The 22,706-nt window shown below is 63.0% G+C and carries 20 protein-coding genes; 6 read left to right on the top strand and 14 right to left on the bottom strand.

Annotated elements, in window-relative coordinates; genetic code table 11:
• Positions 1-6: 6 nt before the first annotated feature.
• Positions 7-594, bottom strand: coding sequence for a nucleotide exchange factor GrpE (grpE, locus tag HF680_RS09820; RefSeq protein WP_235968941.1), 588 nt, complete (start codon positions 592-594; stop codon positions 7-9).
• A gap of 44 nt (positions 595-638) precedes the next feature.
• The gene (gene hrcA, locus HF680_RS09825) at positions 639-1,697 is read right to left on the bottom strand and encodes a heat-inducible transcriptional repressor HrcA (RefSeq protein WP_185225050.1); all 1,059 of its coding nucleotides are present in this window, start codon (positions 1,695-1,697) and stop codon (positions 639-641) included.
• 114 nt (positions 1,698-1,811) lie between these two features.
• Between hrcA and rph the strand changes: the two genes are divergently transcribed.
• The gene (gene rph, locus HF680_RS09830; protein ID WP_185224928.1) at positions 1,812-2,537 is read left to right on the top strand and encodes a ribonuclease PH; all 726 of its coding nucleotides are present in this window, start codon (positions 1,812-1,814) and stop codon (positions 2,535-2,537) included.
• Between the two features lie 64 nt (positions 2,538-2,601).
• A complete protein-coding gene (locus HF680_RS09835) occupies positions 2,602-3,063 on the top strand; it encodes a hypothetical protein (RefSeq protein WP_185224929.1) in 462 nt (153 codons plus the stop codon).
• On the opposite strand, the gene glmM is transcribed toward HF680_RS09835, so the two are convergent.
• Complete coding sequence (gene glmM, locus HF680_RS09840; protein ID WP_185224930.1) at positions 3,060-4,406, bottom strand: phosphoglucosamine mutase; 1,347 nt, start codon at positions 4,404-4,406, stop codon at positions 3,060-3,062. The genes HF680_RS09835 and glmM overlap by 4 nt on opposite strands.
• A gap of 161 nt (positions 4,407-4,567) precedes the next feature.
• Here glmM and glmS point away from each other — a divergent pair, with 161 nt between their 5' ends.
• Positions 4,568-6,382 (top strand): glutamine--fructose-6-phosphate transaminase (isomerizing), encoded by a 1,815-nt coding sequence (glmS, locus tag HF680_RS09845; RefSeq protein WP_185224931.1) that lies wholly within the window; start codon positions 4,568-4,570, stop codon positions 6,380-6,382.
• Here glmS and HF680_RS09850 read toward each other — a convergent pair.
• From HF680_RS09850 to HF680_RS09900, 11 genes are all read right to left on the bottom strand, one after another.
• A complete protein-coding gene (locus HF680_RS09850; protein ID WP_185224932.1) occupies positions 6,343-7,011 on the bottom strand; it encodes a Crp/Fnr family transcriptional regulator in 669 nt (222 codons plus the stop codon). The genes glmS and HF680_RS09850 overlap by 40 nt on opposite strands.
• A 52-nt stretch (positions 7,012-7,063) precedes the next feature.
• The gene (locus tag HF680_RS09855) at positions 7,064-7,807 is read right to left on the bottom strand and encodes a Crp/Fnr family transcriptional regulator (RefSeq protein ID WP_185224933.1); all 744 of its coding nucleotides are present in this window, start codon (positions 7,805-7,807) and stop codon (positions 7,064-7,066) included.
• Positions 7,807-8,067: a DUF6894 family protein gene (locus HF680_RS09860; RefSeq protein ID WP_161639777.1), complete on the bottom strand. Its 261-nt coding sequence runs from the start codon at positions 8,065-8,067 to the stop codon at positions 7,807-7,809. Before HF680_RS09860 ends, HF680_RS09855 begins: the two co-directional genes overlap by 1 nt.
• An 85-nt stretch (positions 8,068-8,152) precedes the next feature.
• Positions 8,153-9,046 (bottom strand): glucose-1-phosphate thymidylyltransferase RfbA, encoded by an 894-nt coding sequence (gene rfbA / locus HF680_RS09865; protein ID WP_185224934.1) that lies wholly within the window; start codon positions 9,044-9,046, stop codon positions 8,153-8,155.
• The gene (rfbD, locus tag HF680_RS09870; protein ID WP_185224935.1) at positions 9,043-9,945 is read right to left on the bottom strand and encodes a dTDP-4-dehydrorhamnose reductase; all 903 of its coding nucleotides are present in this window, start codon (positions 9,943-9,945) and stop codon (positions 9,043-9,045) included. The genes rfbA and rfbD overlap by 4 nt, the downstream gene beginning before the upstream one ends.
• Entirely contained in the window at positions 9,938-10,993 is a 1,056-nt protein-coding gene (rfbB, locus tag HF680_RS09875; protein WP_185224936.1) for a dTDP-glucose 4,6-dehydratase, read from the bottom strand. Before rfbB ends, rfbD begins: the two co-directional genes overlap by 8 nt.
• Before the next feature lie 25 nt (positions 10,994-11,018).
• Positions 11,019-11,588 carry a dTDP-4-dehydrorhamnose 3,5-epimerase gene (gene rfbC, locus HF680_RS09880; RefSeq protein WP_185224937.1) on the bottom strand — a complete coding sequence of 190 codons (570 nt, stop codon included), beginning with the start codon at positions 11,586-11,588 and terminating at the stop codon, positions 11,019-11,021.
• A 64-nt stretch (positions 11,589-11,652) separates the two neighbouring features.
• Positions 11,653-13,152, bottom strand: a complete 1,500-nt coding sequence (locus HF680_RS09885) for a phosphomannomutase/phosphoglucomutase (protein WP_185224938.1) — start codon at positions 13,150-13,152, stop codon at positions 11,653-11,655.
• 35 nt (positions 13,153-13,187) lie between these two features.
• Positions 13,188-14,273, bottom strand: coding sequence for a glycosyltransferase family 4 protein (locus tag HF680_RS09890; protein WP_185224939.1), 1,086 nt, complete (start codon positions 14,271-14,273; stop codon positions 13,188-13,190).
• A gap of 120 nt (positions 14,274-14,393) precedes the next feature.
• Positions 14,394-16,613, bottom strand: a complete 2,220-nt coding sequence (locus HF680_RS09895) for an AGE family epimerase/isomerase (protein ID WP_235968932.1) — start codon at positions 16,611-16,613, stop codon at positions 14,394-14,396.
• Positions 16,614-16,747: 134 nt separating this feature from the next.
• On the bottom strand, positions 16,748-17,209 hold the full coding sequence (locus tag HF680_RS09900) for an Lrp/AsnC ligand binding domain-containing protein (protein ID WP_153924433.1): 462 nt from the start codon (positions 17,207-17,209) through the stop codon (positions 16,748-16,750).
• Positions 17,210-17,318: 109 nt separating this feature from the next.
• Between HF680_RS09900 and putA the strand changes: the two genes are divergently transcribed.
• The 3 genes from putA to HF680_RS09915 all read left to right on the top strand — a co-directional run bounded on the left by putA (position 17,319) and on the right by HF680_RS09915 (position 22,698).
• Complete coding sequence (gene putA, locus HF680_RS09905) at positions 17,319-20,450, top strand: bifunctional proline dehydrogenase/L-glutamate gamma-semialdehyde dehydrogenase PutA (protein WP_185224940.1); 3,132 nt, start codon at positions 17,319-17,321, stop codon at positions 20,448-20,450.
• Positions 20,451-20,511: 61 nt separating this feature from the next.
• Positions 20,512-21,825, top strand: coding sequence for a glycosyltransferase family 4 protein (locus tag HF680_RS09910; RefSeq protein ID WP_185224941.1), 1,314 nt, complete (start codon positions 20,512-20,514; stop codon positions 21,823-21,825).
• Positions 21,826-21,921: 96 nt separating this feature from the next.
• Complete coding sequence (locus HF680_RS09915; RefSeq protein ID WP_185224942.1) at positions 21,922-22,698, top strand: ABC transporter permease; 777 nt, start codon at positions 21,922-21,924, stop codon at positions 22,696-22,698.
• The last annotated feature ends 8 nt before the right edge of the window (positions 22,699-22,706 follow it).

Below are 22,706 nucleotides of genomic sequence, written 5' to 3' on the forward strand. Positions count from 1 at the left end.
TGCGGATCAGGCCTTGCCGTCGAAGGCCTGACCGTCGGCGGCGGGGGCGGCGCCATAGGGGTTGGGAGCCTGGGCGCCGGATCCCTTGGCGGCGACGACCACCATGGCAGGGCGGACGGTGCGACCGAACAGTTCGAAGCCGGACTGCATGGTCTGGAGCACCGCTCCGCCGGGCACCGTGTCCGAAGGCTGCTCCATCATCGCCTGGTGCAGGTGCGGGTTGAAGGCCTCGCCGGCCTGTGGCGCGACGCGCTTCAGGCCGTTGGCGTCGAAGGCTTGCAGCAGGGCCTTTTGCGTCAATTCCAGCCCGGTCACCAGACCGGCGGTCGCGCCCTCGGCGTCCTTGGGCGCAGCCATCAAGGCGCGTTCCAGATTGTCGGCCACCCCCAGCAGGTCCTTGGCGAAGCGCTGGATGGCGAAGGCGCGCGCGTCGTTCTGCTGCGTCTCCGAGCGGCGCTTCAGATTCTCCATCTCGGCGGCGACGCGCAGGGCGCGATCTTTCCATTCGTCACGCTCGGCGATCACGGCGTCCAGCGGCGCCAGATCGTCTGACGGCTGGGCGTCCAGGCCGTGTTCGGCGTTGGTTTCGGCCATGTCGGCGTCCACGGCGTTCATTTCGTCGTTAAGGGGCTTGTCGCTCACTTGTCGTTCCCGTCCAGCATCCGGCCCAGCACCCGGGCGGTATAGTCCACCAACGGAATGACACGGGCGTAGTTCAGTCTTGCGGGGCCTATCACGCCGATGGCGCCCAGAACCCGCTGTCGGCCGCTCATATAGGGCGCCGCGATCACGGCGGAACCCGAAAGTGAAAACAACCGTGTCTCCGCGCCGATGAAAATGCGCACGCCCTGGGCCGCATCGACGCCGTCCAGCAGGCCGATCAGCTGTTCCTTCTGCTCCAGATCGTCGAACAGGACGCGGACCCGCTCCAGATCCGCCAGGCCTTCGCGGTCCTGAAGCAGGTTGGCGCGACCTCGCACGATCAGGGCGCGCTCGCGGTCGGCGCCGCCGGACCAGGCGGCGAATCCGTCCTCGACCAAGCGGGCGGCGGTCTGGTCCAGTTCTCGCCGGGCGATTTCCAGCTCTTGCGTCATCTCGCGCCGGGCGTCGGCGAAGGGTCGGCCGCGCAGGCGGGCGTTCAGAAAGTTGGAGGCCTCAACCAGCGTCGAGGGCGTGACCCCGGCCGACAGGGTCATGATTCGGTTCTCGACCGTGCCGTCGTCAGCGACGATGACCGCCAGGGCCTGGTCCCCGCCCAGGGCGACGAACTCGACGTGCTTGACGCCGGAATCGCGCACGGGGCTGGACACGACGCCTGCGCCGCCGGCCAGGCCCGACAAGAGGTTCGACGCCTCATCCAGCGCCGCCTCGAAGTTCCGACCGCGCCCCGCCAGCCGCCCGTCGATCTCGAGACGCTCTTCCTTGGTGAGGTCGCCGACTTCCAAGAGGCCGTCCACGAACAGGCGCAGGCCCGCGTGGGTCGGGATCCGCCCGGCCGAGGTGTGTGGCGCGGCCAAGAGGCCCGCGAGGGTCAGATCCTGCATGGTGTTGCGGATCGAGGCGGGCGACAGGGCGATCCCGCCCAGCGACAGGGTCCGCGACCCGACCGGCTCGCCGGTCTCCAGATAGCTTTCCACGATGCGACGGAAGATGTCGCGCGCCCGCGCATCCAGCCCCGCCAGACCCGCGAGGGCCAGATTCGGGGATGGGCCGGCGTCGAACGGCGGGTTTTTCGGGGCATACAGGCTCACGGTTTCAGGATAAGCACCGCCGCCACAGCTTCCAAGGTCAGACTTCCAAGGACCCTTCCCATGCGCCATTCGCAACGCACCGACGATCAACTGCGTCCCGTCACCATCGAGACCGGCGTCAACCGCTATGCCGAGGGTTCGTGCCTAATCAGCTTCGGCAACACCAAGGTGCTGGTGACCGCCTCGATCGAGGACAAGGTGCCGGGCTGGATGCGCAACTCGGGCCAGGGATGGGTAACCGCCGAATATGGCATGCTGCCCCGCGCCACCCACACACGCGGGCGCCGTGAAGCCGCCGCCGGCAAACAGTCGGGCCGCACGCAAGAGATCCAGCGATTGATCGGCCGCTCCCTGCGCGCCGTGGTGGACCTGAAGGCGCTCGGCGAACGTCAGGTGCTGATCGACTGCGACGTCATCCAGGCCGACGGCGGCACCCGCACGGCGTCAATCACCGGCGCCTGGGTCGCCATGAGCGTGGCCCTGAATTATCTGCGCGACGAGGGCGTGCTGAAGGCCGACCCGATCACGGATCAGGTGGCGGCCGTGTCGTGCGGCGTCTGCGACGGCGTGCCGGTGCTGGACCTGGATTACGAAGAGGATTCCGAGGCCGAGGCGGATTCGAACTTCGTCCTGACTGGCTCGGGCCAGATCGTCGAGGTCCAGGCCACGGGCGAGAAGCGCGGCTTCTCGCGCGCCGAGTTTGACCGGCTCTTCTCGCTGGCCGAGACCGGCTGCACCGAACTGTTCGCCCTGCAGAAGGCGGCCCTGGCGGCGGTGAAGCGATAGGGGGTTTCACCTCGGGGCGGGGACGGGCATCCTCGCCCGGTCAGTCTTGACCGGAGACAAGTCGATGCGTCGATCCCCCTGGCTTTCGATGGCCGCCTGCGTTGTGTTGATGGCCGGATGTCAGCGCGCTGATCCAGCCGATCAGCCTGCGTCCGGAGACACTGCGGCACGCAGCGACGTCATCGACGCGGTTCCATTGGCGCCCGACGCCCCGCCGCCTGCCGCGCCCGCCAAGCCGGCTGCTGCGGAGAAGGAAGCGACCAAACCGGCCGAGGACGTCGAGGCCAGCATTCCCGAAGGACCGGACATGCCCGCCCAGCCGGTTCCGGTCAGCGAGGTCCCCTGCCGCGACGCCATCGGCGCCGCCGCCTCGGCCCGGTTGGTCGAGCGCTGCATCCAGGTCAGCCCGGCGACCCGACCGCCCTGCAACGCCGCCAATCCTTGCGACCTGATCCAAGGGGAGATCGACCGATCCTGCAAACTGTGGGAACGCGACGGCGACCCGCCGGCGGCATGCAAGCCCTAGGCTGAGCGCACCGCGCCCGCGACATCGGCCACCACCCGCTTGACCAGCGCCTCGTCGTCGCCCTCGGCCATGACGCGGATCAGCTTTTCCGTGCCCGAGGGACGCACCAGCAGCCGTCCCTGACCGCTCAGGGCCGCTTCGGCCTCGGCGATGGCGGCCTTGACCGTGTCGGTCTCCAGCGGCTTGTCGGCGGTGAAGCGGACGTTCTCCAGCTTCTGCGGCACGGGATCGAACTGACGGGCCAGTTCGCTCATCGGCTTGCCGGATTCGACCAGGACGGCCAGCACCTGCAGCGCCGCCATCAGGCCGTCGCCGGTGGTGGCGTGGTCGTGCAGGATGATGTGGCCCGACTGCTCGCCGCCGATGTTGAAGCCGCCTTCGCGCATCCGTTCCATGACATAGCGGTCGCCGACCTTGGTCCGCTCCAGCGTCAGGCCTTCGGACTTGAGTTTGCGCTCCAGCCCCAGGTTGGACATGACGGTGGCCACCACGCCCCCGCCGGTTAGGAGGCCGCGCCTCGCCCAGTCCAGCCCGACCAAGGCCATGATCTGATCGCCGTCCACGACCCGACCCGTCTCGTCGCAGATGATCAGTCGGTCGGCGTCGCCGTCCAGGGCGATGCCGATGTCGGCGCGATAGCGTTTGACCGCATCGGCCAGGGTCGCCGGATGGGTCGAGCCGCACTCGGCGTTGATGTTGGTGCCGTTTGGGGTCACGCCCACGGGGAAGACTTCGGCGCCCAGTTCGAACAGGGTGGTCGGCGCGACCTTGTAGCCGGCGCCGTTAGCGCAATCGACGGCGATGCGCAGGCCTTGCAACGTCAGCCGCTTGGGGAAGGCCTGTTTGGCGATCTCGATATAGCGAGCCTGGGCGTCGTCGATGCGTTTGACCCGGCCTAGCTTGTTTGATGGCGCCAAGTCCTTATCCAGGCCCTCGTCCATCATGGCCTCGATCTTCATTTCGATCTCGTCCGACAGCTTGTAGCCGTCCGGTCCGAACAGCTTGATGCCGTTATCGGCATAGTCGTTGTGCGAGGCCGAAATCATCACGCCCAGATCGGCCCGCATCGACCGGGTCAGCATGGCCACGCCCGGGGTCGGCACGGGCCCGAAGGTGCGCACGTCCATTCCGACCGAAGCAAACCCGGCGACAAGGGCCGGCTCGATCGTATAGCCGGACAGACGCGTATCCTTGCCGATCACCACCAGATGGCGACGATCGTCGTCGGTGCGGAACAGTTTCCCGGCCGCCAGACCCACACGCAGCGCGACCTCGGCCGTCATCGGATAGGTGTTGGCGCGGCCACGAATGCCGTCGGTGCCGAAGTATTTTCTGTCGCCCAAGGCCTGGTCCTTTGTTTCGGGTAACGTTCCGAAACCCCTTTTTTGATGCGGCCCGCCTTAAGATTGCATAGACGGCCGATGGGGCTTGATGTGTGGCTTAGCCCCGGATCGCCGCCAGTGCAAAGCGGCGCCCTTTTCCTGACTTCTCGGAGCCTTCGCTCATGTGCGGCATCATCGGCGTCACCGGCAACGGACCTGTCGTTCCCCGGCTGATCGACAGCCTGAAACGACTGGAGTACCGCGGCTATGATTCCGCTGGCGTCGCTGCAGTCGTGGACGGCTCGGTCGAGCGCCGCCGCGCCAAGGGCAAGATCCGCAATCTGGAAGCCGTCCTGGCCGAGGATCCGATGACGGCGACGGTCGGTATCGGCCATACGCGCTGGGCGACCCACGGCGCCCCCACGACCGAGAACGCCCACCCACACAAGGCTGGGCGCGTCACTTTGGTCCACAACGGCATCATCGAGAACTTCGCCGAACTGAAGGCCGAACTGGCCGCCGAGGGCCATGTCTTCGAAAGCCAGACCGATACCGAGGTCATCGCCCACCTGCTGGACGCCGAACTGAATACGGGTCGTGCGCCGCTGGAGGCGTTCAAGGCGACGCTCGACCGGCTGACCGGCGCCTATGCCCTGGCGGTGCTGATCGACGGGACGGACGACCTGATCCTGGGCGCGCGACGCGGCAGCCCCCTGGTGGTCGGCTGGGGCGAGGACGAGATGTATCTGGGCTCGGATGCGCTCGCGGTCGGTCCGTTCACGCAGAAGATTTCCTATCTGGAAGAGGGCGATTACGTCGCCGTGACCAAGGCCGGCGCCCAGATGTTCGACGTGGCGGGCAATCCCGTCGAGCGTGCGATCGTTCAGGTCTCGGCCTCCTCGGCCATGGTCGAGAAGGGCGAATATCGCCACTTCATGGAAAAGGAGATCCATGAACAGCCCGACAGCGTCCAGCACACCCTGTCGGAATATCTCGACCTGGTGACGGGCAAGGCCAAGACTAATCCCGTCGATTTCGCCGCCATCGACCGCATCCAGATCGTCGCCTGCGGCACCGCCTTCTACGCCGGCCAGATCGGCCGCTACGCGTTCGAGAAGCTCGCCGGCCTGCCCTGCGACGTCGAAATCGCGTCCGAGTTTCGCTATCGCTCGCCTGCCGTGTCGCCCAAGACGCTGGCGGTCGCCGTCAGCCAGTCGGGGGAGACAGCCGACACCCTGGCCAGCCTGACCTGGTGCAAGGCGCAGGGGTTGAACACCGCCGCCGTCGTCAATGTTCACTCGTCCTCGATGGCGCGCGAAGCCGCCGTCCTGTGGCCCACCCATGCCGGGCCCGAGATCGGCGTCGCCTCGACCAAGGCGTTCACCGCCCAGGTCGCGGCCCTGCTGGCCCTGGCCGTGGCGGCCGGCGTGGCGCGCGGCCGGATCGATGCTGCGACCGAGGCAGAACTGGTCAAGGCTCTGTTCGAAAGCCCGCGCCTGATCGCCGAGGCCTTGACGATGGGCGACAGCATCCGCGCCGTGACCCACGATCTGTCAAAGGCGGACGACGTCCTGTTCCTGGGGCGCGGGGCCATGTTCCCGCTGGCGATGGAAGGCGCGCTGAAGCTGAAGGAGATCAGCTATATCCACGCCGAGGGCTATGCCGCCGGAGAGTTGAAACACGGCCCCATCGCCCTGATCGATGAAGAGACCCCGACCATCGCCCTGGCTCCGCTGGACGACGTGTTCGAAAAGACCGCGTCCAACCTGCAGGAGGTCGCCGCGCGCGGCGGTCCGGTCATCATGATCTCGCCGGAAAAGGCCCCCGATCCGCACGGCGCCGGCATTCGCCGCATCCACGCCCCCGACTGCCACCCGCTGATCGCGCCCCTGGTCTATGCCGTGCCGGTGCAGCTGCTGGCCTATTACACCGCCGTCCAGAAGGGCACCGACGTCGATCAGCCCCGCAACCTGGCCAAATCCGTCACGGTCGAATAGGCCGCGTCGGTCATCCGCCGCAGTTCGTCTGCATCGGTGATCTCAATGCTGCCGCGCCGCAGCCGCACGGCGCCGGCGGCGCAAAGTTCGGTGCAGGCGGTCGATATGCTGGCGCGTCGCACGGCCATCAGATGCGACAGCTCGGTTTGACGAAGGGCCAGGACGTCGCCTCCCTTTCGGTCGTGAACGTCGAGCAAGAGGGCGGCCAGGCGCTGGCTGACTTTTAATGTGGCGTGGCGCGACAGCTCAGCCTGAAGGGCGATGTTGCGACGGCGTAGATCAGTCAACGTCATCTCGACCAGACTGTCGCGATCGATCTTTTGCCCCAGTTTGCGAGCAGAGACGGTCAGGTATCGTCCGGCCGTCAACCAGACGGCCGACTCCGGCTCACACCCGCCCAATACAGCGTCGAAGTTGATCACATCGTCGCTGGACGCCAGCCCCTGCGACAGGGCGCCGTCGGGCCCGATCCGCGCCAGGACGCCGGACAAAATCAGCGTGACGACAGCCTCGCCATTCTGCGTCGTTGAGGTTCGCGCACCAGCCTCGGCGAAGAAGGCGTCGCCTTCGTCGAGGCCCTGCACCGCTAGGGCGGACAACAGGGCGTGGGCGAGGTTGGACTGGGACATGCCCCGTCTAGACGGCCGATCGCCGTTCGGTGCGATAACATGCGTTAAGCGCTCAGACGGGCTCGCATTGCAAACGCAGATAGGTGGGATCGAACTCGGCAATCTCCGCCAGACGACGCCAGTCGAGGATATCGATCCGCCCCCCCGACCAGGCGACGACGCCTTCGCTGCGGAGCTCGGAAATCAGGCGGCTGACATGGACGGTTGAAAGGCCGAGCGCGTCACCCAAGGTCGTTTGCGTCAGCGGGAGGTCAAAGGTCAGATCGCCCGTCTGGCCGACGGCCTGAAGGCGCAGGTAGAGCTCGCAAACCAGATGCGCCAGATGGCCCAGGCCGCTGCGCCGGCCCATGGCCACCAACCATTGTCGATGGATGGCGGCGTCGATGATGGTGTCCAGCCAAAGCAGTCGGCCCAAGTGTGGATGTCTTTCGGTGATGTCGATCAACCCGCTGTGCGGCGCTTCTGCGATCACGCAATCGGTCAGGGCGACGACGCCGTGATCCATCTGTTTCATCAACAGGCTGTGCAGGTCGATGAAGTCGCCCGACACATTGATTTCCGTGATCTGACGCGACCCGTCCTCCAGCGTGGAATACCGCGCGGAAAAGCCGGAGATCAGAAGGGTGCTGTGCAGCGGGCGGGTGTGCTCGCGCACGATATCGGATCCGGCGGAGACGGTTTTAGGTGCATCGAGCACAGCGCTCAACGCATCGATTTCTTCGGGATTGAGCCTGTCCCGAAGAGACAACTTGTCGACCAAGGTGGTGATTTTTGAGACGCTGCCAGCCTTGGTCATCACGCGTCCCCCGCCAATGTCCAGCCCTCGGGCGCCTGATCGGACGCGGATGCCGTGACGCTGACCACCGTTTGCCCCTCGTCATCCGTGACGATGACGCTGAAGGCGCGGGTCGTCCAGAACGATGCGCCCCGATACCGCAGGATTTCGCCCAGTACGGCGACGGCTTCCTCGCGGGCCGCGTCAACGCTCCTCAGTTCCTCGCCCTGATCGTCACGGATGCAATCTCCGTTCTGGGTATGGAAAAAGTAGCGCGGCAATCTTCCCTCCTGGCCTCAGCCGAGAGGGAAGCGGTCACGAAGCGCTTTGGTTCAGTCCACGTGGCTAATCGTCTGCCAGAGATCCTTATTGCGCTGCGCCACTACGCGCTTTGAATAGGTCCAACGCCATGTCCAGGTACTGCCCATATCGGCTGCCTCCGAATTTGGCGGTCAGCGCTGCAAATTCGTCGATGGATATGAAGCCTTTTTCAAGTGCGATCTCTTCCAAGCAGGCAATTTTAAAGCCCTGCCGTTTCTCGAGAATCCTGATGAACTCGGCCGCCTCCATCAGGCTGTCGGGCGTCCCGGTGTCTAGCCAGGCATAGCCGCGGTCCATGATCTCAACCGACAACCTGCCCAGTTCAAGATATGTCCGGTTTATGTCCGTGATTTCGAGCTCTCCGCGGGCAGACGGCCGCAGTTGTCTCGCGATATCCACAACATCGGCGTCGTAGAAGTAGAGCCCTGTCACGGCCCAATTTGATCTCGGTTGAGCCGGCTTCTCCTCGATGGACAAGGCCCTCATGTTTTCGTCGAACTCGACAACCCCATACCGTTGAGGATCATTGACCTGATAAGCGAAGACGGTGCCTCCCGCAGGCTGCATCATCGCCGACGAGAAGAGCTCGGTGATGCCGTGACCGTAGAAAATGTTGTCGCCGAGGATCAGGGCTGATGGGCTGTCCCCCACGAACTCGGCTCCTATGATATAGGCTTGGGCGAGGCCGTCCGGGCTTGGCTGGACAGCATACTGGATTTCAATGCCCCATTGCGATCCGTCGCCGAGCAGGGCCTGAAAGCTGGGCACGTCGCGCGGACTGGAGATGATCAACACCTCGCGTATGCCGGCAAGCATCAGTGTCGACAGCGGATAGTAGATCATCGGCTTGTCGTAGACAGGCATCAGTTGCTTCGATGTGACCAGGGTCATTGGATGCAAACGGGTGCCTGATCCCCCAGCCAAGATAATGCCTTTCATGGCATTTTTCCTTCGACTTTCAGTTCCTGGATGATCTCCTGTACGGCCGTCTGCCACGATCGCGGCTTGATGCCATAGTCGCGGGCCAGCTTATGCGTTGATAGACGCGAATTAGACGGGCGTCGGGCCGGGGTCGGATATTCATACGAGGCTATCGGCTGAACCTCAGCAAACGGGCCCCCGACGGCGGCGCTCAAGGCGAAAATCTCGTCGGCCAAACCGGCCCAGGTTGTCTCTCCGGCATTAACGAAATGATAGAGGCCGGTTGGGGCATCGGCATCCGCGATCATCTTCAAGGTAATGGCTTTCAAAGCCGCAGCGATGTCGCGCGCTGAGGTAGGGCTGCCGTGCTGGTCGCTCACCACTCGCAGGAATGGCTGATCGGCAGCGAGCCGCAGCATGGTCTTGAGGAAGTTGGCGCGATGAACGCTCAGAACCCACGCGGTGCGCAGAACGACGGAGCGCGGATTGCCCGCCAGAACCGCGAGTTCCCCGGCAAGTTTGGAAGCGCCATAGACGCTCAGGGGCCGACTTGAATCAGTCTCGACATAGGCGCCGTTCTTGGAGCCGTCGAACACATAATCAGTCGATACCTGGATCAGCGGGATACCAAAATTGCGTGTGGTCTCAGCCAGGATCGCCGGCCCCATGGCGTTCGCGGCGAAGGCTGTGGCGACTGCGGTCTCGGCCATGTCCACGGCTGTGTAGGCCCCGGCGTTGATCACCGCCGAGAATGGCGTGGCGGCGAAAGCAATCTGCACCGAGTTTGGGTCAGCAAGATCCAGCTCCGTCCGTGCCGGGGCGTGCAGGATGACATGCTCAGGCCAGTCTGCAGATTGAAGTTCAAGACCGACCTGACCGGCGCCGCCGATGATCAGGATGTGGAGCGGGTCAGCCATTCAGCGCACACGACTGCTGTTCTGAATGACGGGCGACCAAAATGTCTCGCCACCAGGACTCGTTCTCCAGATACCAACTCACCGTTCGTTCGATGCCCTCCTCAAAGGTGACAGACGGCGTCCAGTTCAGATCTCGGCGAATCTTGGAGGCGTCGATTGCGTAACGACGATCATGGCCCGGGCGGTCGGTGACATAGGTGATCTGGTCGGAGTAAAGTCCCTTGGTCTTGGGCCGTAATCTATCCAAGGTGGCGCAAATCGCCGTCACGACCTCGATGTTCTGACGCTCGGCGTTACCCCCAATGTTGTAGGTTTCACCCGGCGAGCCCTCTTCGAACACGATCTGCAGGGCGCGGACATGATCGTCGACATAGAGCCAGTCGCGCACATTCGATCCGTCGCCATAGACCGGCAGCGGCTCTCCGCTCAGTGCGCGGATGACGATCAGGGGAATCAGCTTCTCGGGAAAATGATAGGGCCCATAGTTGTTGGAGCAGTTGGTCACCAAAACCGGCAGGCCATAGGTATGCCCCCAGGCCCGAACCAGATGATCCGACCCCGCCTTCGACGCCGAGTAGGGCGATCGGGGATCGTAGGGCGTTGTCTCGGTGAACAGGCCATTTTGTTCCAAGGAACCGAACACTTCGTCCGTCGAGATATGGTGAAAGCGGAAGGCTTGCTTTGCCGTATCGTCCAGCCCCTGCCAGTAGTTAAGTGCCTGGCTCAGCATGACGTAGGTTCCAACCAAGTTGGTCTGGATGAACGCGCCGGGATCGGCGATCGATCGATCGACATGGCTCTCAGCGGCCAGATGAGCGACCACGTCCGGCTTAAACTTTTGAAGGGATTTGGTCACCGCGTCGGGGTCACAGACATCGGCCCGAACGAAGGCGTAACGACTGCTGTTGGCCGCAGGCTCGAGTGAGCTCAGATGGCCAGCATAGGTCAGATTATCAAATACGAGAACATGATGTTGCGAATGCTCTATAAGACGACGCACGAGCGCCGACCCAATGAATCCCGCGCCGCCGGTCACAAGTATGCGCATATTTGGCGGTCCGTCAGTGTTGGATTCAAGTCAACGAGAGATCTTTGAGCGGATATCCATCGTACTCGAAAGGGCTTTCCATATCGCGAAGTTGTGGGAGGTTTTTGTCTTTCTCCGAGATTACCATATCGCGTTCTGAGACGCCCCAATCGATCCCGATTTCGGGGTCATTCCACACAATCCCGCCCTCACAATCGGGCGCATATATTTCAGAAACCTTATAGGCGATCTCAACGTCACATTCGAGCGTGATGAACCCGTGCGCGAACCCGACGGGCACGAAAAGTTGTTCGCCGCCTGTCGCCGTCAGCTTGGCCGAAACATATCTGCCGTAAGTCGGAGATCCGCGTCGAATATCGACCGCATAATCCATGACGGATCCCCGCACACAACGAACCAGTTTGGCTTGAGCGTGTGGATGGCGCTGGTAATGCAGTCCGCGGATCGTGTTTCGATTGCGCGAAAAAGACTGATTCTCTTGCACAAAATCGACAGCAATCCCTGCGGCTAATGCGACGGATCGCGAATAGGTTTGCATGAACCAACCTCGCGAATCCGAGAGCCGATCTGGTCTCAAAATAACGGGAACGGTCATGGCGATCGCTTTCGGTAAACTATCAGACTGACGTCATCAGGCCGACAGCGCGGCCTCATGACGGTCAGATTTCCTGATTGAAGGCGCCGATTTCGGGATAGGCGGCGAGGCGCGGCTTGATCTCCTTGCGGAAGAGGTCGCGCATGTCGTCTTCGGAACGCATGCTCTCGACCACCACGACCAGTTCCGGCTTGTTGGACGAGGCGCGGACCAAGACCCATGAGCCGTCGTCCAAGTGCACGCGAACGCCGTTGACGGTGATGGCCTCGACGATCTTGCGGCCGAGGACTTCGCCGCCTGCTGCGGCCAGATCGGAATATTCCTTCACGATCCGCTCCAGCACGCCGTATTTCAGCTCGTCGTCGCAGTGGGGCGACATGGTCAGGCTGGTCCAGGCGTCCGGCAGGGCAGTCTTCAGTTCACTGAGTTTCTTGTCCGGATTGCGATCCAGCATGGCCAGAACGGCGCCGGCCGCGACCAGGCCGTCGTCGTAGCCGTGGCCCAGATCGCCGGCCATGAAGAAGTGGCCCGACTTCTCGAACCCGGCCAAGGCGCCCAGTTCGGCGGTCTTGCGCTTGATGTAGGAGTGGCCGGTCTTCCAATAGACGACCTCGGCGCCGTTCGCCTTCAGGATTTCGTCGGTCTTGTAGAGGCCGGTCGATTTCACATCGACCACAAAGGTGCTGTCCGGATAGACCTTGGACAGGTCGCGAGCCAGCATCAGGCCGATCTTGTCGGCGAAAATCTCTTCGCCCGTGTCGTCCACCACCCCGCAGCGGTCTCCGTCGCCGTCGAAGCCAAGGGCCAGATCGGCGCCCGTTTCACGCACCCGCTGCGCCATCTGCACCAGCATGGCGTGATCTTCCGGGTTTGGATTGTATTTCGGGAAGGTGTAGTCGAGGTCGGTGTCCATTTCGATCACCTCGACGCCCATGCGGCGCAAGGCGTCGGGAGCGAAGGCGCCGGCCGTGCCGTTGCCGCAGGCGCAGACGACCTTCAGCGGTCGCTTGATCTGCACCTTTGAGGCTACGTCGGCGACATAGGTTTCGCGGAAGTCTTCGACGCGCACCAGCTTGCCGCCGGGGCGGGCCACGCCCTCGCCGTTGAGCACGATTTCTTTCAGGCGGCCCATCTCGTCGGGGCCGAAGGTCAGGGGCTTGTTCGCTCCCATTTTCACCCCGGTCCAGCCATTCTCGTTGTGGCTGGCGGTGACCATGGCGACACAGGGCGCATTTAGTTCGAATTGACCGAAATAGGCCATCGGCGACAGGGCCAGGCCCACGTCCAGAACCTCCATCCCGCCTTCCAGCAGCCCCAGGATCAGGGCCTGTTTGACGCTGAGGCTGTAGCCGCGAAAGTCATGGCCGGTGACGATCTTGGGCGCGATGCCGATTTCATGGACATAGGTGGCCAGGCCAAGGCCCAGCGCTTGAATGCCGAGAAGGTTGATCTCTTTTTCCAGGATCCAGCGCGCGTCGTATTCGCGGAAACCGGTCGGCTTGACCAAGGCGTGGGTTTCATAAGCAGCCGTGTTCGGCTTCAGGTCCTGACGGGGTTTCATCATGGCTTGTCCTTGGGGCGGCTCGACGGGTCGATCGATCAGGCGGCGGCGCGTTTGCGAATGCGGGCGATGCGCCGCAGGCGACGCCAAAAGCGACCGCGCTCGGGTTCGGGATAAGGTTGCAGGTTCTCGACGAACTGCTCGGCCGAGGCGCGCCAGCTGAACTTCTCCGCATAGGCGCGCACAGCCTTGCGATCGAGATCGAGGCACTGCAGGCAGGCGGTCTTGAGGTCCTTGTCGATTGCGCCGGCGTTCGATCCCGGAATGATGTCGATCGGGCCGTGGGCCGGATAGGCCGCGACCGGCGTGCCGGCGGCCATGGCTTCCAGAATCACCAGACCGAAGGTGTCGGTCCAGCTGGGGAAGACGAAGACGTCGGCGTCGCGGAAACAGCGGGCCAGGTCGTCGCCGAACTTGGCGCCGAGGAATTTGGCGTCCGGATATTTCTCTTCGAGTTCGGCGCGGGCCGGGCCATCGCCGACGACGATCTTGGTGCCGGGCAGGTCCAGTTGCAGGAAGGCCTCGATGTTCTTCTCGACCGCCACACGGCCGACGTTCAGGAAGAAGGGCCGCGGCCAGTCCTTGCCGCCAAGCTGGTCGTAGATGCGCTCCAGGTCGGGATTGAATACATCCGTGTCCACGCCCCGCGACCAGGGCGAGACGTTCTTGAATCCATGCTCGACCAGTTCGTCGCGCAGGGTCGGCGTCGCCACCATCAGCCGTCCCGACGGCTTGTGGAACCACTTCATATAGGCATAGCCGACCTGAACCGGGATCGGGAAACGGGCCGAGATGTATTCCGGGAACTTGGTGTGATAGCTGGTCGTAAACGGCAGCTTCCACTCCACGCAGATGCGCCTGGTGGCGATGCCGATGGGACCTTCGGTGGCGATATGGACGGCCTCGGGTTCGAAGGCGCGCAGCATCTCGCGAATTTCTTCTTCCGCTCCCAGCGCCAGCCGGATCTCCGGATAGGTAGGGCAAGGGATGGTCTTGAACAGACTGGGTTCGATGACTTCGACCTCATGGCCCATGCCGCGGCATTCCGCGACCGTGCGCGTCAGGGTGCGGACGACGCCGTTGACCTGAGGTTCCCAGGCGTCGGTGGCCAGAACGATGCGCATTGAGGCGGGCGGACCCTGAGCCGTTGAGTAAGGGGCGAACTTCTAGACGCTTAGAATGACGAAGGCGAGACGGACTTGCGATAGCCCGTCAGGCCGTGAAGGAGATCGCCGATCGTCTCGTCAAAACAGATTGAAGGAAGCGGTCTTCTGAGGGGCGATCGTCCCGAAGGTCTCCTTCACCTGAGTGTGGGCGGCCATGATATGGTAGAACGAACTTGCCGGCGCCGGTTCGTCGATGAAACTGCCGTTCTCCAACATCTTGTCATGCCACAGGCCTTGCGGCGTCAGATAGCGCCATACCGCCCGCTGTGCGCGTGAGGCCTGGTCAAGGCATTGTGCACGCCTGACGTCGTCATTGAGCGTCGCCAAAATCAACGACGCCTTCAGCCACTCCGTCTGAGGCCACAGACGAGAGCGCGGACTGCGCACGCTGCCGTCGATGTTCAAGGCATCAATCGCAACGCCTCGTTTGGCGTCCACGCCCTTCAGTCCCGACTCGTACAGGCGCCACGCGTCGGCAAGTACCCCCGCGTCGTTCCGGCTGCGGCCATAGCGCGCCAAGAGCCAGGCCCACTCGAACTGATGGCCGGGTTCGACCAAACGCCCGTCTTCGCCAGCGGCCGGCGACCACTGCGCGTCAAAGAACTCACGCAGACTGCCGATCTCTGCGTCGATGAACCGCTTGCGGGCCAGATGCACAATCTGATCGGCAAGCGCACTCCATTCGCGGCCTCCGCCGTTCTCCTCCCAAGCGAGGGCGGCCTCGAGTAGATGCATGTGGGCGTTGGACTGATAGGGGTGGCTGCCAGATTCTCGCAGGCCGCCGTGGGCGTCTACCTGGCGCAGCAACAGATCGCGAACCGCCGATGCCTCGACCTCAAGCGCGGGCTGCGCCGTCGCGTTGGAAATGCTGGCCAAGGCGAAGATCAAAAAGGCCTGATCATAGATCATCACCGTTTCGTCCAGCGGCGATCCGTCAGCCGCCAACAGTGTCCGCATCTGCCCATCAAGGCGCAGATAGGCGGTTCGCAGCTGATCTAGTCCGGTCTCGACGACCGCCTTCCAAGGGCCTCGCCAGCCTTGGCGGCCGGCTTCCGCGTAGACCTGCAACTGGCGCGCCTGAACGCGCGCCCGTCGCGAAGCCGAGATGTGTCGACCGTCCAGCCCCAGAACCTCTTCAAAGGCTCCGTTCTCGGCTTGGCCCAGCGTGGACCAGATCGGCAAGGCTGATTGCCTTAGCCACGCTGCAAAACGCGTCGCGCCGGCCTCCAGCGACTCGAGGGGCTCGGGCGCTGGGAAGTCGAGATGTTGCGGTGACAGCTTGCGCAGTCTTTCCACCACCTTTTTGACGTCCTGACTCTTTTTCAGATCCGTCACCAGAACCGCATCACGTTCTACGATGATTCCGACATCGCGCAGGCCGATCGCAGCCACCATCACGCCGTCGCATGCTCGAACCAGGCAGCCCTCGGAGTCCTCAAGAATGTGAAGCCCCACATCGCCTTCGCCGGATGCATGGACCGAATCCCAGGCGCCCAAGTCGGACCACTCGAAGCGGACCGGCAGAACGGAAGCGCGCGTCGTCTTCTCCATGACGGCGTAGTCGATGGAGATTTTGGGTGCTGCTTTGAACCCGGCGCCTAAGGTCAAGCATGGACCGTCGATTTTGGCCTCAGCTACCGCGAGGCGCACGGCTTCGCTAACCGCAGGCGCCCGTTCGGCGATTTCCTGACACAGCACGTCGGCGCGGACGATGAAGTTGCCGCTGTTCCAGAGGTAGCCCTCCGAAATATAGCGACTCGCGGTCGCCTGATCGGGCTTTTCAACGAACGCGGACACGGCAGAGAGGTCGGGCCCTGATGGCGCGATGTATCCGTAGGCGGATGAGGGTTCGGTCGGGACGACACCCAGAGTGACGATCCGGCCCTGAGCGGCCGCAGATGCGGCTTTGCCGACGGACTGTCGGAACGCTTCGGCGTCTGGAATGTGATGGTCTGAGGCCACAAAGAGATTGATGGCCTCGGGCGCGCGCTGCGCCGTCCATTCGGCAGCGGCGGCCATGGCCGCCGAAGAATCTCTTCCTTCGGGCTCCAGCAGAATGACGGCGCTAACGCCGATTTCCTCTAGCTGATCCAGAATGGCGCGCTTGTGGCTCAAACCCCCGACCACAACCAATTCGCCGCCGTTCTGACAAAGCCCAGCCACGCGAGCCACGGTTTCCTGGAACAAGGATCGATTGCCGGCCAGCGGGATGAACTGCTTTGGGAGCGAGGGCCTCGAGGCGGGCCACAGCCGCGTTCCGGAACCGCCGCACATGATGACGGGATAGATAGTGGCCATTGTCTACGCTGTGATCTGTTAGGTGTAATCAGCCTCTTAGGTCAGGCGCCGTCACACGTCACCTGATTTCGCCGACCGGAAGTTGTGACCAAGCGTAGACGCTGTTGCTTATCGACACCTTGCCAGATGTATGGTCACAAAGGCAGCACCGTCGTCGATTTGACCTCTTCCAGCACCGCATAGGTTCGGGTTTCGCGCACCCCCGGCATGCGCACCAGCACGTCGCCCAGGAAGGCGCGGTAGGCGTCCATGTCGCCGACGCGGGCCTTGATCAGATAGTCGAAGCCGCCAGCGACCATGTGGCATTCCAGCACCTCCGGCTGACTGCGAACGGCGGACGCGAAGGCTTCGAAGACGTCGCCGGTGGTGCGGTCCAGCAGGACCTCGACGAAGATCAGCAGATCCCGACCGACCTGGGCCGGGTCGATCATGGCGGCGTAGCCGGTGATGATCTTCTTTTCGCGCAGCCGTTTGACCCGTTCGAAACAGGCGGCGGGCGACAGATTGCACCGTCGCGCCAGTTCGGCGTTGGAGATGCGGGCGTCGGTCTGAAGCACCCTGAGGATGCGGCGGTCGACGGCGTCAATATCGATCATCGGAAATCACGGCCTCACACCGAATGATCTTCGGTCCGGCTGTGTATCATACGAAGCACCTTCAATGAACTCCGGCATATACGGCTGAAATCCACAGGATTTGTCGCCCATGACCACGCCCGCCTTCATGCCTTCGAGCCTGGCCGCCTGGGACGATCTGGATACGCACAAGTTCCGCGACGAGCGTGAGGCCGTCGCCGCCAATCTTGCGCGCATGCCTCTGAATGACAGCGAACGCGCCGATGTGGTCGCCGAGGCGACAGCCCTGGTTGAACACGCTCGCCGCAGCCAGAAGAAGCAGGGGGTCGTCGAAAGCTTCCTGCAGCAGTTCTCGCTGGGCACCCGCGAAGGTCTGGCCCTGATGTGTCTGGCCGAGGCTCTGCTGCGTGTGCCGGACGAGGACACCCGTGATCGCCTGATCGCCGAGAAGATCGGCTCGGCCGACTGGGCCGCCCACCTGGGTCAGTCCGACAGCCTGTTCGTCAACGCCTCGACCTGGGGTCTGATGCTGACCGGCAAGCTGGTCGATGTGGATGATGAGGCGCGCAGCGACCTGCCCGGCTTCCTGAAGCGGATCGCCGGCCGACTGGGCGAGCCGGTCATCCGCCAGGCCGTGGCCACCGCCGTCAAGATCATGGGCGAGCAGTTCGTCGTCGGCCGCACAATCCAGGCGGCGCTGAAACGGTCGAACAAGGAAGGCTGGCTGTGCAGCTTCGACATGCTGGGCGAGGGCGCTCGTACCATGGCCGACGCCGATCGCTACGAGAAGATCTATGCCGACGCCATCGAGGCGGTGGGCAAGACGGCCAAGGGTCACGGGCCTGAACACGGTCACGGCGTGTCGGTGAAACTGTCGGCCCTGTCGCCACGCTATGAGGCGACGCACGAGGATGACGTCTGGGCGACCCTTTATCCCCGCATCCTGCGACTGGCCCAGATCGCTGCAAAATACGACATCAACTATACGATGGACGCGGAGGAAGCGGACCGTCTGGCTCTCTCGCTGAAGCTGCTGGACCGGCTGGCGCACGAGCCGTCGCTGGGCGGCTGGACCGGTCTGGGGCTGGCTGTTCAGGCCTATCAGAAGCGCGGTCTGGAGACGATCGAACGCGTCGCCGACTTGGCCCGTCGCTCAGGCCGTCGTCTGATGGTGCGCCTGGTCAAGGGCGCCTATTGGGACACCGAGATCAAGCGCGCCCAGGTGTTCGGCCGCACCGATTATCCCGTCTATACGACCAAGGCGGCGACCGACCTGAACTATCTGGTCTGCGCCAAGGCCATGATCGAGGCCGCGCCGGCGATCTATTCCCAGTTCGCCAGCCACAACGCCCATACGCTGGCGGCCGTGCGGCGTATGGCGCGTGATCACGGCGTCACGGTCGAGCATCAGCGCCTGCACGGCATGGGCGAGGCGCTATACGACGCCGCGCACGAGGCCTGGGCTGACGAAGTGCTCATCGTGCGCGCCTATGCCCCCGTCGGCGGACACGAGGAGCTGCTGCCTTACCTGGTGCGGCGTCTGTTGGAAAACGGCGCCAACTCCTCCTTCGTCCATGCCTTGCTGGACGAGCGCGTGCCCGCCTCGGCCGTCGCGGCTGATCCCATTTCCCTGGTCGAGCAGTTGCCCGACCGTCACCCCAAGATTCCGGTTCCGAAAGACATGTACGGCGATCGTCAGAACTCCCTCGGCCGCGATTATTCTCAGGCCGCCGACCGCGAAGCCCATGCCAAGGCGCTGGAACTGGTCGACCGCGAGAAGTTGACCAGCGGGCCGATCGTGGGCGGTAAGCTGCGCGCCGGCATCGACGCCCAGCCTGTGACCAACCCATTCGACCGGTCGCAGGTGCTGGGCCATGTGTCCGAGGCCGAACCGGCCGACATTGACGCCGCCGTCCAGGCGGCCGCCGAGGCTCAGGTCAAATGGGACCGTCAGGGCGGCGCCAAGCGCGCCATCGTCCTGCGCGCCATGGCCGATGCGCTGGAGGCCGATCTGGATCGGCTGGTCGCCCTGCTTAGTCGCGAGGCAGGCAAGACCCTGAACGACGGCGTCGCCGAGGTGCGCGAGGCCGCCGACTTCTGCCGCTACTACGCCCTGCTGGCCGAGCGCGACTTCACCGCCCCCGAGACGCTGAAGGGGCCGACCGGCGAGACCAACCAGCTGTTCCTGCATGGACGGGGCGTCTTCGCCTGCATCTCGCCGTGGAACTTCCCCCTGGCCATCTTCACCGGCCAGATCGCCGCCGCGCTTGCCGCCGGCAATGCTGTCCTGGCCAAGCCCGCCGAACAGACGCCGCTGATCGCCGCCGAGGCCGTGCGCCTGTATCACAAGGCCGGCCTGAACCCCGATCTGCTGGCGCTCGTCCCCGGACGCGGCGAGACGGTCGGCGCGGCCCTGGTCACGCATCCGGGCATCGACGGTGTCGCCTTCACCGGCGGCACCGACACGGCCGCCGCCATCAACCGCTCCATCGCCGCCCGGCCCGGCGCCATCATCCCCTTCATCGCCGAGACCGGCGGCCTGAACGGCATGTTCATCGACACGACGGCGTTGAAGGAACAGGTCATCGACGACGTGATCCAGTCGGCCTTCGGCTCGGCCGGCCAGCGCTGCTCGGCCCTTCGCGTCCTCTATGTGCCCAAGGATTCGGCCGACGCCCTGATCGAGGGCCTGAAAGGCGCTCTGGCGGTCCAGACCGTCGCAGACCCCGCCGACCCCAAGACCGACATCGGCCCCGTCATCGACCCTGAATCCCGTCGCGCCCTGGAAGCCCACGTCGAGCGCCTGTCGAAGGAGGCGAAGATCATCGCCCGCGCGGCCCTGCCGATGGGCGCCGAAAAGGGCGACCTGTTCGCCCCCACCATCGCTGAAATCCCGACGCCCGACTTCCTCGAATGCGAGGTTTTCGGCCCCATCCTGCATATCTATCGCTACGCCCCGTCCGACCTGAAGTCGGTCGCCGGCAAACTCGCCGCGCGCGGCTACGGCCTGACCCTGGGCGTCCACAGCCGCATCGAAGCCTTCGCCGCCGAGGTCGTCGACCTGGTCCCCGCCGGCAACGTCTACGTCAACCGCTCGATCACCGGCGCGGTGGTCGGCGTTCAGCCGTTCGGCGGCGAGGGGCTGTCGGGCACCGGCCCCAAGGCCGGCGGTCCCAACAGCCTGATCCGTTACGCGGCGGAGAAGGCGATCAGCGTGAACATCGCCGCGCAGGGTGGAGATCCTGCGCTGTTGAATCTGTAGAAGGGGTTGACGATTAGCGTCTGTCATCGTCCATGACCCTTTTGGCGTTCTCCCGGTAACCATGACATCGATTTGCATCGACGGCTTTAACTTGGCGCTCGCCAAAGGGTCCGGCATCGCCACCTATGGCCGTAACCTTCTGGAGAATGTGCGGGCTATTGGATATGGCACTGAGGTTCTTTACGGCCCGCCTGGTGCTCAGAAATCTCAGAACGTTCTCAATGAAGCGATGCTCGTCGATGCCGAGCGTGCGCCTCAACGGCTAAGTCGAAAACAAAAATATCGGCGATGGAAAAGAACGCTGACCTCACCGATCGGTCGATCACCATTTGCGATCATTCCGTCGGGGGAGGTCATCTGGCCTTCGCGCTCTGGCGGCATGCCAGCGGCAGACAAGTTTTGGGCGGCTCAGGATCTTTACACGCTCGCGAACCGCGCCTTCCAAGCCTATGGTCGCTTTACGCCCATATCGTTCCCTTCGTCTGACGCTACCCCTGCACCTGACATCATGCACTGGACGGCGGCCTTGCCGCTCCAGGCCAAGGGCATGGCGAATATCTACACCATTCACGACCTGATCCCGCTGCGTCTGCCTCACACGACACTGGACGATAAGGCCAGCTTTATGAAGCTGTGTGCTGATATTGTGCGCCGTGCGGATCACATTGCAGTTGTATCCGAGACCACAAAACAAGATGTCATACGCCTTTTGGGGGTGGACGAGCGCCGAGTGACCAATACCTACCAAGCTGTCAGTATTCCATCAGTACTTTCTAAGCGCCCTCAATCCGAGATCGAACTGGAACTCGAGGGCGTTTTTGGTCTGGAGTGGAAGGGGTATTTTCTCCACTTCGGGGCTATTGAGCCAAAGAAAAACCTCGGCCGGATCGTTGAGTCCTATCTCGCGTCGGGCAGCAAGTCTCCGCTGGTGATAATCGGAGGCCGTGCGTGGCTTGATGAGGGCGAAACCGCCCTCTTGGCTCAAGTGAAGCGTGACGGCGGACCAAACGCTGATCGGATACGGCAGTATGAGTATATGCCGTTTTCTATGCTGGTAAGTTTAATCCGTGGTGCAAAGGCAACCCTTTTCCCATCCCTGTATGAAGGGTTCGGGTTGCCTGTGCTGGAATCAATGGCGCTTTCGACAGCGGTGCTCACATCGACTGGCGGCGCTTTGCCTGAAGTGGCGGGCGAGGCGGCGCTGATTGTCGATCCTTATGACACTCGGGCGATCGCAAAGGGAATTCAGGCTCTGGATGATGATGCCGATCTACGCGCCAGTTTCGAGGGGTTGGGTAAAGCGCAAGCCAAGCGTTTCAGCCCTGACGCCTATCAGCAACATCTTCGGAACCTATATGCTACGGTTTCTCGATGATAGGCGAGGCTTGACGCCGTCGGCTAATCGCGCGCAAACGAGGGACGGATCGATCTGCTCAGTCGGGGTCCATGCTCGGTCCAACTCGGCGGCCTTATGATTGCGTCTATTAAAAGACAAGCACGGACCATTCTGTCTCTGGTGATGAGAGAAATCATCACGCGGTTTGGCCGAGAAGGGCTAGGCTTTGCTTGGCTTGTCGCTGAACCGCTTGCCTTTTGTTTCGGCGTTATGGTGCTTTGGAGCTTCACCAAACCTGCGTACGAGCATGGAATAAGGCTCGCTCCGTTCGTTATGACGGCTTACATGTCGCTGATCCTGATCCGACATCTGATTGGTTATCTTGCTGGTGCGTTGCAGGGCAATATGGGCCTGCTCTATCACCGCCAGATTGGTCCTTTGCATATCTTTAGCGCTCGCATTTTGCTGGAATTCGCGGGGGCTACGATAGCGTACGCTATTGTTTACGTGTTTCTGTTGGCGGTCGGGCAAGTGAACTTGCCCAGCAATTATCTTTTGCTGTATTTCGGCTGGTTTCTTTTGGCGTTCATCTCTTCAGGCTTTGCGCTGATACTAACGGGTCTGGCTATGCGCTTCGACGTAATGGAGCGTCTCATTGGTCTGATCGGTTACCTGATCCTCCCCTTATCCGGCGTATTTACGATGGTAGCTTGGCTCCCGGACGGGTTTCGCAAGGTTTTGCTCATACTTCCCTTCGTTCATCCTGTAGAGATGATGAGGTCGGCGGTTTTCGGTGAGTTCGTAAAGACATATTACGACATTCCGTATGCGCTTGCTTTTGGCGCGGTGTTCAACATTGTTGGCCTTTTGCTGATATCCAGCGCTAGGCATCTAATTGAAACTGAATCCTAAATCCGCTG

It is taken from the genome of Brevundimonas huaxiensis (assembly GCF_014218725.1).
GTDB classification, from domain to species: Bacteria; Pseudomonadota; Alphaproteobacteria; order Caulobacterales; family Caulobacteraceae; genus Brevundimonas; species Brevundimonas huaxiensis.

What these genes read in the sequence shown, in the direction of transcription:
- HF680_RS09915 (WP_185224942.1), top strand. Translation starts at nt 21,922, where the DNA reads ATGATTGCGTCTATTAAAAGACAAGCACGGACCATTCTGTCTCTGGTG.
- HF680_RS09895 (WP_235968932.1), bottom strand. Translation starts at nt 16,613, where the DNA reads ATGGCCACTATCTATCCCGTCATCATGTGCGGCGGTTCCGGAACGCGG.
- HF680_RS09850 (WP_185224932.1), bottom strand. Translation starts at nt 7,011, where the DNA reads ATGTCCCAGTCCAACCTCGCCCACGCCCTGTTGTCCGCCCTAGCGGTG.
- grpE (WP_235968941.1), bottom strand. Translation starts at nt 594, where the DNA reads ATGGCCGAAACCAACGCCGAACACGGCCTGGACGCCCAGCCGTCAGAC.
- HF680_RS09890 (WP_185224939.1), bottom strand. Translation starts at nt 14,273, where the DNA reads ATGCGCATCGTTCTGGCCACCGACGCCTGGGAACCTCAGGTCAACGGC.
- HF680_RS09855 (WP_185224933.1), bottom strand. Translation starts at nt 7,807, where the DNA reads ATGACCAAGGCTGGCAGCGTCTCAAAAATCACCACCTTGGTCGACAAG.
- glmS (WP_185224931.1), top strand. Translation starts at nt 4,568, where the DNA reads ATGTGCGGCATCATCGGCGTCACCGGCAACGGACCTGTCGTTCCCCGG.
- rfbD (WP_185224935.1), bottom strand. Translation starts at nt 9,945, where the DNA reads ATGGCTGACCCGCTCCACATCCTGATCATCGGCGGCGCCGGTCAGGTC.
- HF680_RS09885 (WP_185224938.1), bottom strand. Translation starts at nt 13,152, where the DNA reads ATGATGAAACCCCGTCAGGACCTGAAGCCGAACACGGCTGCTTATGAA.
- HF680_RS09900 (WP_153924433.1), bottom strand. Translation starts at nt 17,209, where the DNA reads ATGATCGATATTGACGCCGTCGACCGCCGCATCCTCAGGGTGCTTCAG.
- rfbC (WP_185224937.1), bottom strand. Translation starts at nt 11,588, where the DNA reads ATGACCGTTCCCGTTATTTTGAGACCAGATCGGCTCTCGGATTCGCGA.
- HF680_RS09835 (WP_185224929.1), top strand. Translation starts at nt 2,602, where the DNA reads ATGCGTCGATCCCCCTGGCTTTCGATGGCCGCCTGCGTTGTGTTGATG.
- rfbA (WP_185224934.1), bottom strand. Translation starts at nt 9,046, where the DNA reads ATGAAAGGCATTATCTTGGCTGGGGGATCAGGCACCCGTTTGCATCCA.
- putA (WP_185224940.1), top strand. Translation starts at nt 17,319, where the DNA reads ATGACCACGCCCGCCTTCATGCCTTCGAGCCTGGCCGCCTGGGACGAT.
- HF680_RS09910 (WP_185224941.1), top strand. Translation starts at nt 20,512, where the DNA reads ATGACATCGATTTGCATCGACGGCTTTAACTTGGCGCTCGCCAAAGGG.
- rfbB (WP_185224936.1), bottom strand. Translation starts at nt 10,993, where the DNA reads ATGCGCATACTTGTGACCGGCGGCGCGGGATTCATTGGGTCGGCGCTC.
- rph (WP_185224928.1), top strand. Translation starts at nt 1,812, where the DNA reads ATGCGCCATTCGCAACGCACCGACGATCAACTGCGTCCCGTCACCATC.